Here is a 16,288-nt window from a genome sequence, read left to right on the forward strand (position 1 = left end):
ATGTGGCGCTGCTCTGAAGGCACATGCAGGTTGTCGCCGGCGACGAGGCGGCCGTCGATTTCGACGCTGCCGTGATCCGCGCGTTCGAAGCCGCACAACAGGCGCAGCAAGGTGGTCTTGCCGCTGCCGGACGGTCCGAGCAGCGCGAGCAGCGTGCCGCGCTCGACGGAGAGATCGATGCCGTGTAGCACCGAATGGCCGTCGAACGATTTTTGCAGTCCGCGGATACGAAGTTCGCTCATAAAAATCCGATGGAAAAAGCGGGCGATAGTGCGCGACGTTCAGCCACGTTCGCCGAGTAACGCCGATTTGCCGAGCAGCGCGAACAGAAGGCCGGAGGCGAACAGCGAAATGCCGGTGAGCAATGCCGCATAGGGCGCTGCGGCGGCGAACGCCATCGTCGACGTGTCGGCCCAGACCTGCGTTGCGAGTGTTTGCGTGTCGATCGGGGAGAGCAGCAGTGTGGCGTTTAACTCGGTGACAACCGAGATGAACACCATCGCCGCTGCCGCGCCGAGTCCGGGGCCCGCCAGCGGCAACACCACGCGGAACAGAGTCTGCGACCAGGTCAGGCCGAGCGCGCGTGCAGTCTCTTCGAGGCGCGGCTGCGCCTGCATGAAGGCGGCGCGCACGCTCACCAGCGCCACCGGCATGAAGAGCATCGCGTATGCGATCACCAGCAGCGTCGCGCTTTGATAAAGCGGTTGCAGCGCATGCACCGCGAGCGACACGATGGCCAGCGCGATCACCAGCCCCGGTATGCCTTGCGCCAGAAACACGGTGCGTTCGAACAGCGTCGCGAAACGCGTCGGATAGCGCACCAGCAGGAACGCGAGCGGCACGACCAGCAGCGTGGTCAGCAGCGCGGCGGCGAGCCCGAAGCCGAGCGACGAGATCGTCGCGTTGAACAGCAGTACGGGCGACACGTCGGCCGGTGTGACGGCAGCCGCGCCCGGTTGCGTAAGCCAGTAGCCGATCATGCCGAGCGGCACGCCGAGCGTTGCGATCGCCAGCGCGGCGAAGCCGGCGACGACGGCCCAGCGCCATGCGCCGAGGTCGTAGCGCAACACCGCGCGACGTGTGCCGCGATCGACGCGTTCATAACGCGCCGCGCCGCGTACCCGAAATTCGAACGCCAGCACGATCAGGCAGATCACAATCAGCAGACACGCGAGCAGCGAAGCGCCACCGCCATCGAAACTGGTGCGGTATTCCGCGTAGATTTGCGTGGTGAAGGTGCGAAAGCGCAGCAGCGTAAACGCGCCGAATTCAGACAGCACGCCGAGCGCCACCAGCAGCATGCCGCCGAGCAGCGCCGGACGCAGTTGCGGCAGCACGACGCGAATGAACGTGGTCCAGCGGTTGCAGCCGAGCGCGCGCGCGCTTTCTTCGAGTGCCGGGTCCATGCTGCGCAACGCCGCGGCCACCGGCAGATAAACGAGCGGGAAATACGCGGAACTCAGCACCAGCAGCGCGCCGTTGAAGTCCTGCAAATCCAGACTCAGCGACACCCAGGCATAGCTCGAGATGAAGGCCGGCATCGCAAGCGGTGCGGCAGTGAGCACGGCCCAGATGCGACGCCCCGGCAAATGCGTGCGTTCGACAAACCATGCGGCCGCCGTGCCGACAGCGGCGCAGACGAGCGTGGTCGATACGGTGATCAGCAGCGTGTTGACCAGCAGTTCGCCGACGAGTGGCCGGAAGATCAGATCGGCCGCCTCGCCGATGCCGAAGCTAGCCGCGCGCCAGAAGGTAAACGCAATCGGCAGCAACACCAGCAAAGCGCTGAGTGCTGCTGCCGCGAACAAACCGCGCGGCGCGCGCGAATGGGCGCGCGCCGGGGTGGGGGGCACAGCCGGGGGCCCGGCTGACACGGCATCGCTCATTTATAGCAAACCTGCCTGGCGCAGCAACTTGCCTGCCTGGCTGTCGTCGCCGAGTTGTTGGATCGTCAACGCCGGCGGGTTCAGTTCAGCGAACGGCTTGAGGATCGGGTCCGGTGCGACGCCTGCGTGCAGCGGATATTCGAACATGACGTGGCTGTTCGCCATCAACTTTTGCGCGCGTTCGCTGACCAGATAGGCGAGAAACTTCTGCGCGCCGTCCGTGTTGTGCGCGGACTTCAGCACTGCCGCGCCCGACACGTTCACCAGCGCGCCGACATCGCCGTTGCCGAAGTGATGAACCGCGCTGCGGGTTTTCGCGTCGCCGAGTTCGGCGTGCAGACGGTCCCAGTAGTAGTTGTTGATCACACCGGTCGCCACGCCGCCACGATTGACCGCGGCGACCACGCCTTCTTCGTCGTCGAAAATCTGCGCGTTGGCTTTCAGGCCCTTCAGCCATTGCACGGTTTGCGCTTCGCCCTTCAGCGCGAGTACGGCGCTCACGAGCGGCAGGAAGTCGGCGTCGCTCGGTGCAATGCCGACCTTGCCTTTCCATTCCGGCTTGGCCAGGTCGAACAGCGATTGCGGCAGTTGCGATGCTTGCAGCTTGGCCGTGTTGTAGGCCAGCACGCTTTCACGCGCGGTCACGCCGACCCATGCGCCGGTCGGCGAGTTGAAACGCGCCGGCACGGTAGCGAGGGTCGAACCGTCGACCTTGTTCAAGAGGCCTTTCTCTTCGAGCAGCGTCAGCTCGGGCGAGTTTTCCGTGAAGTACACGTCGGCGGGCGTCGCTGCGCCTTCCGCGACGATTTGCGCAGCCATCGCCGGGCCTTCGCCGTTGCGGATCTTCACCGAAATGCCCGACTGCTTCTCGAAGTCTTTGGCGAGCACATTGACGACCTGTTCGTGCTGCGCGTTGTACAGCGTGATCGAAGCAGCGTGAGCCGTCGACGGCACGGTCGCGAATGCGGCCAGCGTGAGGGCGGCAGCGCTGCTGACGAGGCGCAGGCGGGTGCCAAACCAGGAATGAGCCATGATCCTAAAATCCGTTAATAGATGTTGTTGTTGAACTTTGATGCGCCGCCTGCCTCGCAGCTGGCGGCTTACCTCGCGGCTTGCATTACGTCTCGAACAGCCCCGCACCGATATACGAACCCGGCTTCGCGCCCGGCGGCACCGCGAACACCGCGCTGCCGACGTGCGTCGTGAACTGGTTCATCATGTCGAACTTCGCGAGTTTATCGTTGATCGGAATGAAGCCGGTCCGCGGGTCGCTCTGGTGAGCCACGAAAATCAGCCCCGCGTCGTATTCGGTCTCCTGGCGCCATGGCGGCCAGCGCTCGATGTAGAAGTTCGTGCTGTCGTTGTACGAGTAGGAGCGGCGCAGAATCTGCGCGCCGTTGTTGCTGGCCTGATTCGACAAGCGCACGTGCGAGTTCTCCGGAATCACCGGATTGCCGTCCTTGTCCTCTTCCTTCAGGTCCACGGCGTCGAACTCGTTCTTCTTGCCGATCGGCGCGCCGCTGTATTTGTGACGGCCGAACACCTGTTCCTGGAAGCCCAGTTCAGTGTTGTCCCAGTGCTCCAGCGTGATGCGGATGCGCCGTACGACGGTGTAGGTGCCGCCTTCCATCCACGGCGCGTCGGCGGTGGCGCCGGCCCAGACGAATTCGTTCATCAACTGCGGCTTCGCGGTCGACGGATTGTTGGTGCCGTCCTTGAAACCCATCAGATTGCGCGGCGTCTGACCGCGCGGACCGGACAGGAAACCGGACTGGCCCCAACGCATCGTCGCGACGCCGTAAGCGAGGCGCGACAGTTGACGTACCGCGTGAAACGCAACTTGCTGGTCGTTCGCGCAGGCCTGGATGTACAGGTCGCCGCCGGTTTTCTGGGCGATCAGCTGGTCGCCGTTAAAGCGCGGCAAATCGACGAGCGCGGCCGGGCGGCGCGAGGCCAGCCCGTAGCGGTCCTTGCCTTCATGCGTGAAGAGGCCGGGGCCGAAGCCGAAGGTGATCGTCAGGCCGCAGGGGCCGAGGCCGAGCACATCGCCGGAATCGGGTGCGGCTTTATTGTCGCTCGTGTCGCCGGAGGGCAAAGGCGCCGCCGTGCCGCCTTGGGTCAGACGCGCAGCGGCCTCGGTCCAGGCGCGCAGCAAGGCGATCACGTCGTCGCGTTTGTCGGTGGTCAGATCGAGCGCGGCAATGTACGTGTGACTCTGCTGCGGCGTGACGATGCCGCCTTGATGCAAGCCGTAGAACGGCTCGACCGCCATCTGCGGATCGGCATTGTGCGCGGGCGTCTTGCCGAGCGCGGCCTGCGCGACGCCGGTCGCACCGAGGCTCGCGCCCGCTGCGACCGCCGCACTGCCGGCCTTCAGAAAACCGCGCCGTGAGGGCCGCGGGGGTTGATCGCTTGCCATGGTCACTTCACCTTCATTTGGCCGTGGGGTGTGCTGGAAGCGCGTCCGGCTCGGTGACCGGTTTTGCGCCCTTAGTTATCTGGCTTACTTCGCGAGCACCAGCGTGTTCACGTCGTCTTGCACGTAATAGAAACCGTCGCCTTCGGGTGTCATCGCGAGACCGAACAGGTCGCCGTTGCCCGGGGGCGATTGCGCCTTGTCGGTGTCGATCCAGCGCGCGTAGATCTGCTTGCCGCTGGCAGGGTCGATTTCGACGATCTGGCCGTTCAGTGCGTTGGTGACGAGCAGATGACCGTTCGGTGCGGTGACCATCGCGAGCGGGCGATGCAGCAGACCGTCGGCGGTGAGTTGGCGGCCCACGCCCGCGCTAGTGTCGCGCGTCATCGGGTCGTCGATTTCGGTGACCCGGTTGCCGATTGCGTCAGACACATACAGCAGTTTCTGATCGCCCGAGAGCGCGAGGCCGGTCGGACCGACGAGGAACACGCCCTTGTCCGCCTGCGCGCCGAAGCCGCTGCCGATCACGGTTTCCTTCTTCACGACCGGCGGCTTGGCCGTAGGCACGTCGAGGTCCAGACGCAGCACGGTGGCCTGCTTGAACACTGGCGGATTGCCGTCCGCACCGCCCACGCCGAAGCCGGCGTTGCTGACGAACAGCGTCGCGCTCGTGCCGTTGTCGACGACCGCCATGTTGCCCCACGGATCGTTGATGTTCGGGCTGGTGATGGTCGACGCGACCTTGCCGTTCGGATCGATCACGATCAGGCAGCCGGCGCCCTTGGTGCCGGTGGTGCCGTCATTGCTCGGCGTGCTGCCGACGATCACGTAGCCCGACTTGAGCATCGTCATCGCGGTCGAGAGACCGATGCCACCCGGGCACTCCTTCAGATCGCGCGGCACCGTCCCGAACACCGTCATCTGTTTGGTGTCCGGGTGATAGTTGATGATCGTGCTGCCGGTGCCTTGCAGATTGGTCGAGTTATTGAAGTTGCCGACCAGCACGTCGCCTTGCTTGACGGTGCCTGCCGTGACCGGCGCGACCACCACTGCGTACGGATTCTGGTCGCCGTTTTCCGGCACGGTGTTGATCAGCGTGGTGTGATGCTTGACGGTTTCGAGGAAACCTTGCGGCTCGGCGTGCACGACGCCGGCCGTCGCGAATGCGGCGGCGCTAACGGTTGCGGCAATCAGGGCCCGCGCGGCGCGCGGCGAAAAGGGGCGCGTGGGGTGGTTCATGAGTGAGCCTCCTTGCTTGCGCACAAAGCGATAGTTGTGGTCATGATCGAAAGCATGGGATTCGATTTATCTTGAGCGTGCGAATTTGCGTGCGAACGTGCGTATGTAGTCATGGCGAACGGCATCAGAACGTGATGTTCGTCCGCACGCCGACGACGAACGTGTTGCGCAGCGGCTGCGTCGGATCGCTCGGGTTCTGGCCGGCGCCGGCATTGAACGTGTATTGCGCATCGGCTTGCAGCTGCCACCACGGGTTGACCTGATACTGGTAGGTCGCTTCGAGCGTGGTTTCGCTGGTGCGCACGCCGTAGGGGCCGCCGCTGAATGCCAGGTTGTCCTGATCGAGACCATTCGTGTGGTTGCCGATCTTGATGTAGGTGAGGGCGAGGCCGGCGCTGTCGTTGTCGCGGCCGGCGAACGGCGCTTTCAGCACGACGCCGAGGTTGGTGGCGACGCTCACCAGGTTACGGTCGCCCGGCGCGCCCATCACACGTGCGAAGACGTTGAGGCTGCGCGGCCCGTCCGGATCCGGGCGCCAGATCATCTGGTCGGCTACCGCGTAGAAGCTGTAGTCGCCATGATGATTCTGCGCAACACCGGTACTCGCCGGGTTCGCTAGCGAGAGGCCGGTATTGTCGAAGCGCTGATCAGCGAAGCTGCCGTTGTTGTACCAGACGCCGAGCTTGTAGGTGCCAGGCATTCCGCCGCCACCCGCACCGACCATTTCGCCGTCGGCCGGCTGGTTGATCGCGTACTGCAGCTCGCCGATGAACAGCGTGCCGTTATGCAGGTTGAAGTTGGTGCCGCTCTTGTTGTTCGGATTGTTGCCGAGCGGATCGCCGTCGAAGACGCCGGCGAGCGCCGTCAACGAAGGCGTGATCTGTCCGCGCACACGCACGCCGAGATCGGCCAGCGGATAAGCGGGACCGCCGGACGGCATGTCGTAGGACGGCAGGGCAGGCCAGCCGAACATCGTATTCACGAACAGTGCCGAATTCGTGCTGGTGATGAATTCCTGGTCGATACTTTGCTGACCGATCTTGACGTCGACGCGCTTGTTCAGGAACGACTGCTGATACCACAGTTCCCACAGGCGGGTCGTGTCTTCGGCTTCGATGCCGCTCGCCGTATTCAGCGTGCCGAGCTTATTGGCGCTGAGGTTGGCGCCGTGGATCTGCAAGGCGCTGACATTGAACAGGCCGCCCGGCAAACCGAACGCTTTTTGCGTATCCATTTGCACGGTCGCTGTCGTCAGGCCGTCGTAGTCCGCGCCGCGCGCCAGACCGCCGCGGAGATTGGCCAGCACTTCACTGGTTTCGGTGAGCGCGAACGTCACGCCATATTTGCCGAGCCAGGGGCGCAGACCTCCGATGTCGCCGAGCATCGTCTGGCGATTCCAGAAGCCGGTCCATTGATTCGTTTGAGTCGCCTTGATGTTCAGGTCTGCTTCCGGCGCTTCGGGTGCGGCATCGGGATTGGCGTCGGCCATGGCTACGCCGGCGGTCAACGAGGCCCAGGCGAAAGCCGTGCATAGCGCGGCGCGCCGCATCGAAGGCAAACGCGGACGGCGCATGGCGCCGACGCAGGCTGCGGAGTCGCGAAGCGAACGCGCCCGGCCGGCGGGTTCAGTTGATTGGGCGAACTGCATCGAAATCCTTGTTTGTGTTGTATCGACTGATCTAACTATCGCGGCGTTACGTTGCCGTGTGCCTCCGATTTGCCGCATCGGTTCGCGACTCCAGATGCAGCAGATGGCGAGATCGTACGCATGCGGAATGGGTGCGTCAACACAAATGAGAACGATTCGCATCAATATTACTAGGGTGTAATTCTGAGTTTTACGAACCGCTGCTAAAGGCTTTTTGTATGTAAATAAAATGGAATACAAATGTAATGAATTAGTATGGTTGTGATCATATCGAACCGGTACTGCAGCGAGATGTCGAAGGGCACGAGTACCCCGAAAGGCCAATGTCAGGAGATAGATATGAATAAACGCATCCTTTTGCTTACGTTGCTGGCAAGCGTCGGTTTGCTGGTGAGTGGCGTATCGAACGCGCAGCTGAATCTGAAGCAGTTCGGCATCGGCGGCGGCGATAGCGGCGGATGCAGGCGCAACGGCTTCGTCGGGCGGCGTATCGCAGCTGTTGCAGACCTACGTGGGCGCGAACCAGCAGGTGCTGAGCGGCCAATCGAGTCTTGCATCGGCGATGGGCATGAGCAGTGCTGCAGGGCAGGCGCAGCAGGCGGCGGGATTGCTGAGCGGCGGAACGCCGTCGGTGAGTCAGTTGACGCAGATGGGCAGCACGCAGCAGTCGTTATCGCAGACGTTGACCCAGGCATTCGCGAGCCGCGCGAGTGGCGGCGCGTCGGCAACGCCGGTGAACAAGCAGGCGTTCACGGATGGATTGTCGTCGTTGGGCAAAGGCGTGAGCCAGTATTCGAGTTTGCAGTCGGGGCTGGGCAGTATCGGCCAGATGAATCCATCGTCGCTGTTGCAGGCGGGGATGAATCCACAGACGGCGCAGAGCGCGTCATATATCGTGCAATCGGCGCCCGGGCAATTGCAGTCGTTGATGTCAACGCTGAGCTCGGCGGTGCAGTTCGCGTCGAGCCATGGGATCAGTGTGCCGTCGATCGCGACGTCGGCGTTGAAGGGCGGGCAGTAGTGAGCGTTTTCTGAAATTGGCGTCGCCCCTGTGCAGGGCGGCGCCAATAGTTCAACGCCAATAGACCGATATGGGCCACTACGGAAACAAGGAAGGTCGGCGTGCTGGGCAGACAACAAAAGAAGCTATGATCATCTCCCGATGCCGCGCCGTACCGGGAAGCCCTTAAGCGCCCAGCCCCCAAACTATACCGGGACGACACCGATGCCACACTCAGTGAATCTGGAAAATTACTTCACCCGCATAGGCTACAACGGGCCCCGTGCGGCGACGTTGGAAGTACTCCAGGAACTCCACAAGCTGCACCCCAGATCGATCCCCTTCGAGAACCTGAACCCGCTCACGGGCCGCGCGGTAAAACTCGATCTCGAATCAGTCGAACACAAGCTGATAACGCAAAAACGCGGTGGCTACTGCTTCGAACAGAACGCACTCTTCGCGAACGTCCTGATGCAGCTAGGCTTCAACGTAACACCCCTGCTAGGCCGAGTCCTTTGGGGCCGCGAATCCGGCGCGATCCCCCCTCGCACGCACATGGTCTTGCGTGTCGACATCAAGAGCGAAGCATGGATCGCCGACGTCGGTTTCGGCAGCGTGACGCTAACAGCACCGCTGCGCCTGATCGCCGGCACCGCGCAGCCCACGCAGCTAGGCACGTTCCGCCTGGCCGATGCATCGCACGGCGCGCTCTATCTCGAAGTGCAATCTCGCGATGAAACCTGGGCTCGCGTCTACCGTTTCGACCTGCATCCGGTCGAATGGATCGACTACGAGACCTCGAACTGGTACACCTCGACCGCACCAGATTCGGTCTTCCTGAACAACCTGATCGTTTGCCGGGTCCTGCCGGAATCGCGCCTGACATTGCTCAACGACCAACTGAACGAACGCGCGGCGGATGGCCAGCTCATTAGCGAGCGGCAACTAAAAACCGCAAACGAACTCGCGACCTGCCTGCGCGATCAATTCGGTCTGAACACGGGCAACATCGACATTACAGACGTATTCGGGCGCGTGCGCTCAGCCGCGGCGGCTTCCGCCTGAGACAAGAGCGTAACGGGCACCAACAACCATCAAACGACCACCAACGAGAGCCGCAACCCAACTATGATCACACGCCTCATTCTGCAAACGGTGGTCTGGCTGGCATGCACGGGCGCGCTGTTGTTCGGCGCCGCGGGCACGCTCGCGTGGCCTGCGGGGTGGTGGTATCTGATCGAGACCGGCGGGCTGAGTTTATGGGTCGGTTTCTGGCTGGCGCGCCACGATCCCGGTCTGCTTGCCGAGCGTCTCGCGCCGATCGTTCAGGCGCAACAAAGCCGCTGGGACCGCTTCTTCATGGTGGGCGTGGCGGTGATGTGGTGCGCCTGGCTCGTCCTGATGGCTCTCGACGCAATGCGCTATCGCTGGTCTGCGCCGTTGCCGGTTTGGCTGGTGAGCCTTGGCTCGCTCTGCATCTTCCTCTGTATTGTCATGTGCCTGATCGTCTTCCGGGCCAATAGTTATGCCGCGCCTGTCGTGAAGATCCAGGCAAGCCGCGGTCATAAAGTCATCGACACCGGCCCGTATGCCCACGTCCGTCATCCGATGTACTCGGCCGCGTTGCTGTTGTTCGTCGGCACGCCGTTACTGCTCGGCTCGTGGTGGGGTCTTGCCTGCGTGCCGTTGCTGGTGATCGGTATCGGCTGGCGCGCGGTACGCGAGGAGCGCGTACTGGCAGAACAACTCGACGGCTATATCGACTACACCTCGCGCGTGCGTTACCGCTTCGTGCCGTTCATCTGGTAGGGCGCGCAATGCGCCAACTCGAAGCGCGTCAGCGCTTCAGGCACCAACCTGTCTAGACAAAGCACACCATTCTGGCGCACGCGGTCATGATCGGTGCGTCGTCTTTACGCTTTCAAAACTCCCTTAAAAGCCTTGTCGCGCGGTGGCTTATAGGGGCTTACCCGATGATCCCCGCAATTTCGAGCAAATCCTCTTGCGACGGCTTTTTGACTGATGCAGACTTGTCTATACAAATTAAGTGACGGTTAAAAAATCCAGCTCGACGGTTTCCTCAATCCAAGGAGTTTCGACGTGAAAGTGAAGCGCACGACGTTAGCAAAAGCATTGATGGGCGCCGTTCTCGGCGCCGCGACGATTTTCGCGGCACCGGTGCAGGCTAAAGACTGGAAGACGGTGACGATCGCGCTGGAAGGCGGTTACGCACCATGGAACCTGACCTTGCCGGGCGGCAAGCTGGGCGGCTTCGAACCTGAGCTGGTCGCCAATCTGTGCGAGCGCATCAAGCTGCAGTGCAACCTCGTGGCGCAAGACTGGGACGGCATGATCCCCGGTCTGCAAGCGGGCAAGTTCGACGTTCTGATGGACGCGATCTCGATCACCCCGGAGCGCGAAAAAATCATCGCGTTCTCGAAACCGTACGCCGCCACGCCTGCCACGTTCGCCGTGACTGACGCGAAAGTGCTGCCCAAGGCCGTGCCGACCGCAGGCGTCGTCAAGCTGTCGGGTGATCCGAAAACCGATCAACCCACAGTCGACGCTTTGCGCAAGCAGCTGAAGGGCAAGACCATCGGCATTCAGTCGGGCACGGTCTACACCAAGTTCATCAACGACGGCTTCAAGGACGTCGCCACGATCCGCGTCTACAAAACCTCGCCTGAGCGCGACCTCGATCTGGCCAACGGCCGTATCGACGCCTCGTTCGACGACGTGACCTACTACGCCGCCAACATCGACAAGAAAGAGACCGCGTCGATCGTCATGGCCGGCCCGAAGATCGGCGGCCCGATCTGGGGTCCGGGTGAAGGCCTCGCGTTCCGCAAGCAGGACGCCGACCTGAAAGCGAAGTTCGATACCGCGATCAGTGCTGCGCTTGCCGATGGCACTGTCAAGAAACTCTCCGCCAAGTGGTTCAAGACCGACGTCACGCCTTGATTCGCCTAAGCATTCCGCTGTAGCGGTCTGCGCGGTGTCACGCCGCGCAGACCGGCTGGTTCGATCCGCCGTTATGGATGAGGGATAGGGAATGGCTCTGATAGAGATGCTCGGCTTCGGGCCGGAGGGCTGGGGCGGCGTGTTGCTGCTCGCGGCATTGATGACGGTCGCGCTCACGCTCGCAGCGCTCGCGGTGGGCGCCGTGTTCGGCGCACTGATCGCGGCGGCCAAGCTGTCGCGGTTTCGCACGCTGCGCGTGATCGGCGATGTGTACACCACTGTGTTTCGCGGCGTACCTGAACTGCTCGTCATCTATCTGTTCTATTTCGGCGGCTCGACGCTCGTGACCACGATTGGTCAATGGTTCGGCGCGGACGGTTTTGTCGGCGTGCCGCCGTTCGTGATCGGCGCGCTCGCGGTCGGCATGATTTCCGGCGCGTATCAGGCCGAGGTGTATCGCTCGGCGGTGCTCGCGGTATCGCGTGGCGAACTCGAAGCGGCGCGTTCGATCGGCATGCCCACCATGACCATGGCGCGCCGCATCCTGATTCCGCAAGTGTTGCGTTTCGCCTTGCCGGGCATCGGCAACGTTTGGCAATTGAGCCTGAAAGACTCGGCGCTGATTTCCGTCACGGGGCTGGCCGAACTGTTGCGCGCCAGCCAGGTGGCGGCGGGTTCGACGCATCAGTACTTCACGTTCTTCGTGGTGGGTGGCGCGCTGTATCTGCTGATGACCAGCATCTCGAACCGGGTCTTCAACCGCGCCGAAGCGCGCGTGGGCCGATCCTTCAAGCGCAATTTCGCGCGCAACTGACGAGGACTGGACATCATGCATTTCGACTTCGATTTCCTGCTCGACACGCTGCGGCAACTGATCGCGGCTGTGCCGACCACACTCGGGCTGTTTTTCTGCTCGTTGATTCTCGGCGGCTTGCTCTCGCTCGTGATCGTCACGATGCGCGTGTCGCCGCACTGGCTGCCGAATCGCTTCGCGCGTGCATATATTCTCGTGTTCCGCGGCTCGCCGCTGCTGATCCAGATGTTCCTCGTCTACTACGGCATGGGCCAGTTCGGCGTGATTCGCGAAAGCTTCCTGTGGCCGGTGTTGCGCGAGCCGTACATGTGCGCGGTATTATCGTTGGCGCTGTGCACCGCTGGATATACCGCCGAGATTATCCGCGGTGGTTTGATGGCCGTGCCGGTCGGTCAGATCGAAGCGGGTTATTCGATCGGCCTGTCGGGTTTCGCGCTGCTGCGCCGCGTGATCGGTCCGATTGCGTTGCGCCAGTGTTTGCCCGCGTATTCGACTGAGGCCGTGCTGCTCGTCAAATCCACCGCGCTCGCGAGTCTCGTCACCGTGTGGGAAGTGACCGGCGTCGCGCAGCAGATCATTCAGCAAACGTATCGCACCACTGAAGTATTCATCTGCGCCGCGTTGATCTATCTGTTCCTGAATTTTGTCATCGTGCGTTTGCTCGGTTTCCTCGAGACGCGCCTGTCGCGCCATCTGCGTGCGGCACCCGCGCAAAGCTCGCCGAGCCGGCCGGTTTCAACCACGACTGAAGCACGCCGCGCTACGCCCTGAACGATCGCACATCTTGCAGAATCTGGAGAATCTCATGAACGCTACGGCACCTGTTGCACTTTCGGTCAAGAACATCCATAAGTCGTTCGGCGACCACCACGTGCTCAAAGGCATTTCGCTCGACGCCCATCAAGGCGACGTGATTTCGATTCTCGGCGCGAGCGGCTCCGGCAAGAGCACTTTCCTGCGTTGCCTGAATCTGCTCGAAACGCCGGATGACGGCTCGGTGGCGCTCGGCGGCGAAGAGCTGAAAATGAAGCGGCGCGGCGACGGCAAGCTGCAGCCGAGCGACCGCCGCCAGGTGGACCGGGTGCGCTCGCAGCTCGGCATGGTGTTTCAGAACTTCAATCTGTGGTCGCATATGACCGTGCTGGAAAATCTGATCGAAGGGCCAATGCGCGTACAAAAGCGCAGCCGCGCCGAATCGGTCGAAGAAGCGGAAGCGCTGCTCGCGAAAGTCGGTCTCGCGGAAAAGCGCGGTCACTATCCGGCACATTTGTCTGGCGGTCAGCAGCAGCGCGTGGCGATCGCGCGTGCTTTGGCGATGCATCCGAAGGTGATGCTGTTCGACGAACCGACCTCGGCGCTCGACCCCGAACTGGTCGGCGAAGTGCTGCGCGTGATGCGCTCGCTCGCCGAAGAAGGCCGTACGATGCTGGTTGTCACGCACGAGATGGGGTTTGCGCGGCATGTGTCGAATCGTGTGATGTTCCTGCATCAAGGTCAGGTCGAAGCCGACGGTACACCAGACGAAGTGTTCGTCGAATGCAAGTCGGACCGCTTCCGTCAATTCGTGTCGAGCCATCAGGATCGTACGACTAACTAATCGATCAGCATTGGCTGGTCACCCCTTTCGTCACTTCACCGGGCAGAGCACTATCATGGCCGTGATCCGTTCCGATCGTCCTCTCGACTGGGTTCAGGTGGCGGCCATCGCCGCTGGCGAACCGCTCGAGCTTTCCGTCGATGCCCGCTCGCGTATCGGGGCGGCGCGCGTGCTTGTCGAACAGATCGTCGAGCGCGGGATTCGCGCGTATGGCGTGAATACCGGCGTCGGCGCGTTGTGCGATGTGATCGTGTCGCCGGCCGAACAGCGCACGCTGTCGCGCAACATTCTGATGAGCCATGCGGTAGGCGTGGGCGCGCCGCTCGGTGTTGCCGAGACGCGCGCGATCATGGCGGCAGCCGTCAACAATTTTGCGCACGGGCATTCGGGGATTCGCCTCGAAGTCGCGGATCAACTGGTCGCGTTGCTCAATGCCGATTGCCTGCCGGAAGTGCCGGCGTTCGGCTCGGTCGGATATCTGAGCCATATGGCGCATATCGCGCTCGTCTGTATCGGCGAAGGACATGTGCGCTATCGCGGCGAACGCCTCAAAGGGCGTGACGCGTTGCAACTGCTCGGCCTCGAGCCGTTGGTGCTCGAAGCGAAAGAGGGTTTAAGCCTTATCAACGGCACGCCGTGCGTGACGGGTCTTGCCGCGTTGGCGCTGGCGCGCGCCGCACGTCTGCTCGACTGGACCGACGTGGTCGCCGCAATGAGCTTCGAGAATCTGCGCGGCCAGCTCGCGGCCTTCGATGAAGACTCGCTGGCGCTGCGCATTTCGCCGGGCCTGAACCTGGTCGGCGAACGCATGCGTACCGCGCTCGCCGATAGCGGCATTCTCGCCGCGGTGGTCGGCCAGCGTACGCAAGACCCGCTGAGCATGCGAACCATTCCGCACGTACATGGCGCCGCCCGCGACGTGCTCGCCGCGACCGCCGACGTGGTCAATCGCGAACTCGCATCGATTACCGACAACCCGATCGTCGCCGGCACGCCGGAGGAACCACGCGTCTATTCGCAGGCGCACGCGGTGGGGGCTTCGATCGCACTGGCAATGGACAGCCTCGCCACAGCGATCGCGCAAGTCGCGGCGATGGCCGAGCGGCGCCTCGACCGCCTCGTCAATCCGCTCGTGAGCGGCTTGCCGGCATTTCTCGCGAAGCCGGGCGGCACCTGTTCCGGTTTCATGATCGCGCAGTACACGGCGGCCTCGCTGGTTGCGCAGAATCGTCGCCTCGCGATGCCCGCGAGTCTCGACGGCGGCATCACGTCCGGCCTCCAGGAGGACCACCTGTGCCATGCCACGCCCGCTGCGCTGAAAGCGCTGGAGATCGTCGACAACGCCGGGCGCATCGTCGCGATCGAATTGCTGGCGGCGGCACAAGCCTACGATCTGCAAAGCATCGATGCATCGCGCGCACCGCACACCGACGCGCTTTGGCAACGCGTACGCCGCGTCGTGCCGACCTATCGCGACGACCGCCCGCTCGCGGACGACATGACGATCGCGTTTCGCATGATCGCCGATGGAAACCCGCCGCCGCTGCCAAACCCGGGTAATATTCGGCCCGGGCCGGACGCTTCAGTCAGCGGCATAGGTCTTTCCACATTGACGAGCGTGACGAGCGTTGCCGGCGTGGACAAGCTCGGCGCCGACCCGGCGGCCAATGATGGCCGGGCGGCTGCCCACGCAGGTTGAGGGACTCAGTTGCCGGGCTTATGTTGATGGACTCGAATTGCCGGACTGAATTGATGGACCTGAATTGATGGAGACAAAGCCGGTGAGCGGGCTTACCCGCCGGTGAACCGGCGGAATGTGCACCACCCGTGTACCACCCGTGTACCACCCGCGTACCACCCGCGTACCACCCGCGTACCACCCGCGTACCACCCGCGTACCACCCGCGTACCACCCACGAGGTCGACGTGAACACTATTACAAACGCGCAAACCGCAGACACGCAGGACCCCCCTGGACGTACCCAGGAGACACCCGCCAAGGCGATGCCCGCCTATGAGCAGATCAAGCGCTACGTGATCAGGCGCATCAGCGAAGGGGACTGGAAGCCGGGCGGCTTGATCCCATCCGAAACGGAGCTCGTCAAGGAATTCGGCGTTGCGCGCATGACGGTATCGCGCGCACTGCGCGAACTCACCACCGAACGCGTGCTAACGCGCGTGCAAGGTTCCGGTACGTTCGTCGCGCCGCAGCGCTACGAATCGACGGTGCTGGAAATCCGCAATATTGCCGACGAAATCGCCGCGCGCGGCCATCGCCATTCAGCGCGTGTACTGACGCTCGAACCGAGCGACGATCCGCACGCGCTCGAAGCGCTCGGCCTCGCCAGCGGCCCGGCGTTTCACTCGTGCATCGTGCACAGCGAAGAAGGCGAGCCGATTCAGTACGAAGATCGCTACGTCAATCCGAAGGTGTTTCCCGACTACCTGCAACAGGACTTCACCGTCGAGACGCCGAATCACTACATGGTGCGGCTCGCGCCGATCCAGCGCGCGGAGTTTCGCATCTATGCGCAGAAGCCCGACGCATATGTGCGGCGGCATCTGATGATGGATATCGGCGAACCCTGCTTGCAGCTATGGCGCCGCACATGGGTGGGTGAGGATGTGGCGACGTCGGTGCAGTTGTGGCATCCGGCATCGCGTTTTCATCTGGCGGGCAACGTGTGAGCGGCAAGGCGCGGGCGAGGGTGAGGGCACGGCGTGCGC

14 protein-coding genes and 1 pseudogene are annotated in these 16,288 nt (G+C 62.9%); 9 read left to right on the plus strand and 6 right to left on the minus strand.

What is annotated here, in order from left to right; all coding sequences use genetic code 11:
* From GNZ13_RS40705 to GNZ13_RS40730, 6 genes are all read right to left on the minus strand, one after another.
* On the minus strand, positions 1-242 hold a 242-nt coding region (locus tag GNZ13_RS40705; RefSeq protein ID WP_172175848.1), incomplete at its 3' end, for an ATP-binding cassette domain-containing protein.
* A gap of 39 nt (positions 243-281) precedes the next feature.
* A complete protein-coding gene (locus GNZ13_RS40710; protein ID WP_172175850.1) occupies positions 282-1,886 on the minus strand; it encodes an ABC transporter permease in 1,605 nt (534 codons plus the stop codon).
* On the minus strand, positions 1,887-2,918 hold the full coding sequence (locus tag GNZ13_RS40715; RefSeq protein ID WP_172175852.1) for an iron ABC transporter substrate-binding protein: 1,032 nt from the start codon (positions 2,916-2,918) through the stop codon (positions 1,887-1,889). It abuts the gene before it with no gap.
* A gap of 85 nt (positions 2,919-3,003) precedes the next feature.
* Positions 3,004-4,305, minus strand: a complete 1,302-nt coding sequence (gene efeB, locus GNZ13_RS40720; RefSeq protein WP_172175854.1) for an iron uptake transporter deferrochelatase/peroxidase subunit — start codon at positions 4,303-4,305, stop codon at positions 3,004-3,006.
* A gap of 84 nt (positions 4,306-4,389) precedes the next feature.
* On the minus strand, positions 4,390-5,541 hold the full coding sequence (locus GNZ13_RS40725; RefSeq protein WP_172175856.1) for an NHL repeat-containing protein: 1,152 nt from the start codon (positions 5,539-5,541) through the stop codon (positions 4,390-4,392).
* A 124-nt stretch (positions 5,542-5,665) separates the two neighbouring features.
* Positions 5,666-7,189, minus strand: coding sequence for a carbohydrate porin (locus tag GNZ13_RS40730; protein ID WP_172175858.1), 1,524 nt, complete (start codon positions 7,187-7,189; stop codon positions 5,666-5,668).
* Between the two features lie 339 nt (positions 7,190-7,528).
* On the opposite strand from GNZ13_RS40730, the pseudogene GNZ13_RS40735 reads away from it, so the two are divergent.
* The 9 genes and pseudogenes from GNZ13_RS40735 to hutC all read left to right on the plus strand — a co-directional run bounded on the left by GNZ13_RS40735 (position 7,529) and on the right by hutC (position 16,249).
* Positions 7,529-8,210, plus strand: a pseudogene (locus tag GNZ13_RS40735) (hypothetical protein).
* A gap of 204 nt (positions 8,211-8,414) precedes the next feature.
* Complete coding sequence (locus tag GNZ13_RS40740; protein WP_172175860.1) at positions 8,415-9,254, plus strand: arylamine N-acetyltransferase family protein; 840 nt, start codon at positions 8,415-8,417, stop codon at positions 9,252-9,254.
* A gap of 63 nt (positions 9,255-9,317) precedes the next feature.
* A complete protein-coding gene (locus tag GNZ13_RS40745; protein WP_172175862.1) occupies positions 9,318-9,998 on the plus strand; it encodes a methyltransferase family protein in 681 nt (226 codons plus the stop codon).
* Between the two features lie 327 nt (positions 9,999-10,325).
* Entirely contained in the window at positions 10,326-11,150 is an 825-nt protein-coding gene (locus tag GNZ13_RS40750) for a transporter substrate-binding domain-containing protein (protein ID WP_216675226.1), read from the plus strand.
* A gap of 91 nt (positions 11,151-11,241) precedes the next feature.
* Positions 11,242-11,964 (plus strand): ABC transporter permease, encoded by a 723-nt coding sequence (locus GNZ13_RS40755; protein ID WP_172175866.1) that lies wholly within the window; start codon positions 11,242-11,244, stop codon positions 11,962-11,964.
* Between the two features lie 15 nt (positions 11,965-11,979).
* Positions 11,980-12,735: an ABC transporter permease gene (locus GNZ13_RS40760; RefSeq protein ID WP_172175868.1), complete on the plus strand. Its 756-nt coding sequence runs from the start codon at positions 11,980-11,982 to the stop codon at positions 12,733-12,735.
* Positions 12,736-12,769: 34 nt separating this feature from the next.
* A complete protein-coding gene (locus GNZ13_RS40765; protein WP_028197383.1) occupies positions 12,770-13,561 on the plus strand; it encodes an ABC transporter ATP-binding protein in 792 nt (263 codons plus the stop codon).
* A 55-nt stretch (positions 13,562-13,616) separates the two neighbouring features.
* Complete coding sequence (locus tag GNZ13_RS40770) at positions 13,617-15,260, plus strand: HAL/PAL/TAL family ammonia-lyase (RefSeq protein ID WP_172175870.1); 1,644 nt, start codon at positions 13,617-13,619, stop codon at positions 15,258-15,260.
* A gap of 305 nt (positions 15,261-15,565) precedes the next feature.
* On the plus strand, positions 15,566-16,249 hold the full coding sequence (gene hutC, locus GNZ13_RS40775; RefSeq protein WP_172175895.1) for a histidine utilization repressor: 684 nt from the start codon (positions 15,566-15,568) through the stop codon (positions 16,247-16,249).
* Positions 16,250-16,288: the final 39 nt, after the last annotated feature.

It is taken from the genome of Paraburkholderia elongata (assembly GCF_013177735.1).
GTDB lineage: Bacteria > Pseudomonadota > Gammaproteobacteria > Burkholderiales > Burkholderiaceae > Paraburkholderia > Paraburkholderia elongata.

Bases quoted from the DNA above. Each gene is read 5' to 3' on its own strand.
- GNZ13_RS40770 (WP_172175870.1), top strand. From the start codon at position 13,617: ATGGCCGTGATCCGTTCCGATCGTCCTCTCGACTGGGTTCAGGTGGCG.
- hutC (WP_172175895.1), top strand. From the start codon at position 15,566: ATGCCCGCCTATGAGCAGATCAAGCGCTACGTGATCAGGCGCATCAGC.
- GNZ13_RS40725 (WP_172175856.1), bottom strand. From the start codon at position 5,541: ATGAACCACCCCACGCGCCCCTTTTCGCCGCGCGCCGCGCGGGCCCTG.
- GNZ13_RS40710 (WP_172175850.1), bottom strand. From the start codon at position 1,886: ATGAGCGATGCCGTGTCAGCCGGGCCCCCGGCTGTGCCCCCCACCCCG.
- GNZ13_RS40760 (WP_172175868.1), top strand. From the start codon at position 11,980: ATGCATTTCGACTTCGATTTCCTGCTCGACACGCTGCGGCAACTGATC.
- GNZ13_RS40765 (WP_028197383.1), top strand. From the start codon at position 12,770: ATGAACGCTACGGCACCTGTTGCACTTTCGGTCAAGAACATCCATAAG.
- GNZ13_RS40750 (WP_216675226.1), top strand. From the start codon at position 10,326: ATGGGCGCCGTTCTCGGCGCCGCGACGATTTTCGCGGCACCGGTGCAG.
- efeB (WP_172175854.1), bottom strand. From the start codon at position 4,305: ATGGCAAGCGATCAACCCCCGCGGCCCTCACGGCGCGGTTTTCTGAAG.
- GNZ13_RS40740 (WP_172175860.1), top strand. From the start codon at position 8,415: ATGCCACACTCAGTGAATCTGGAAAATTACTTCACCCGCATAGGCTAC.
- GNZ13_RS40745 (WP_172175862.1), top strand. From the start codon at position 9,318: ATGATCACACGCCTCATTCTGCAAACGGTGGTCTGGCTGGCATGCACG.
- GNZ13_RS40730 (WP_172175858.1), bottom strand. From the start codon at position 7,189: ATGCAGTTCGCCCAATCAACTGAACCCGCCGGCCGGGCGCGTTCGCTT.
- GNZ13_RS40755 (WP_172175866.1), top strand. From the start codon at position 11,242: ATGGCTCTGATAGAGATGCTCGGCTTCGGGCCGGAGGGCTGGGGCGGC.
- GNZ13_RS40715 (WP_172175852.1), bottom strand. From the start codon at position 2,918: ATGGCTCATTCCTGGTTTGGCACCCGCCTGCGCCTCGTCAGCAGCGCT.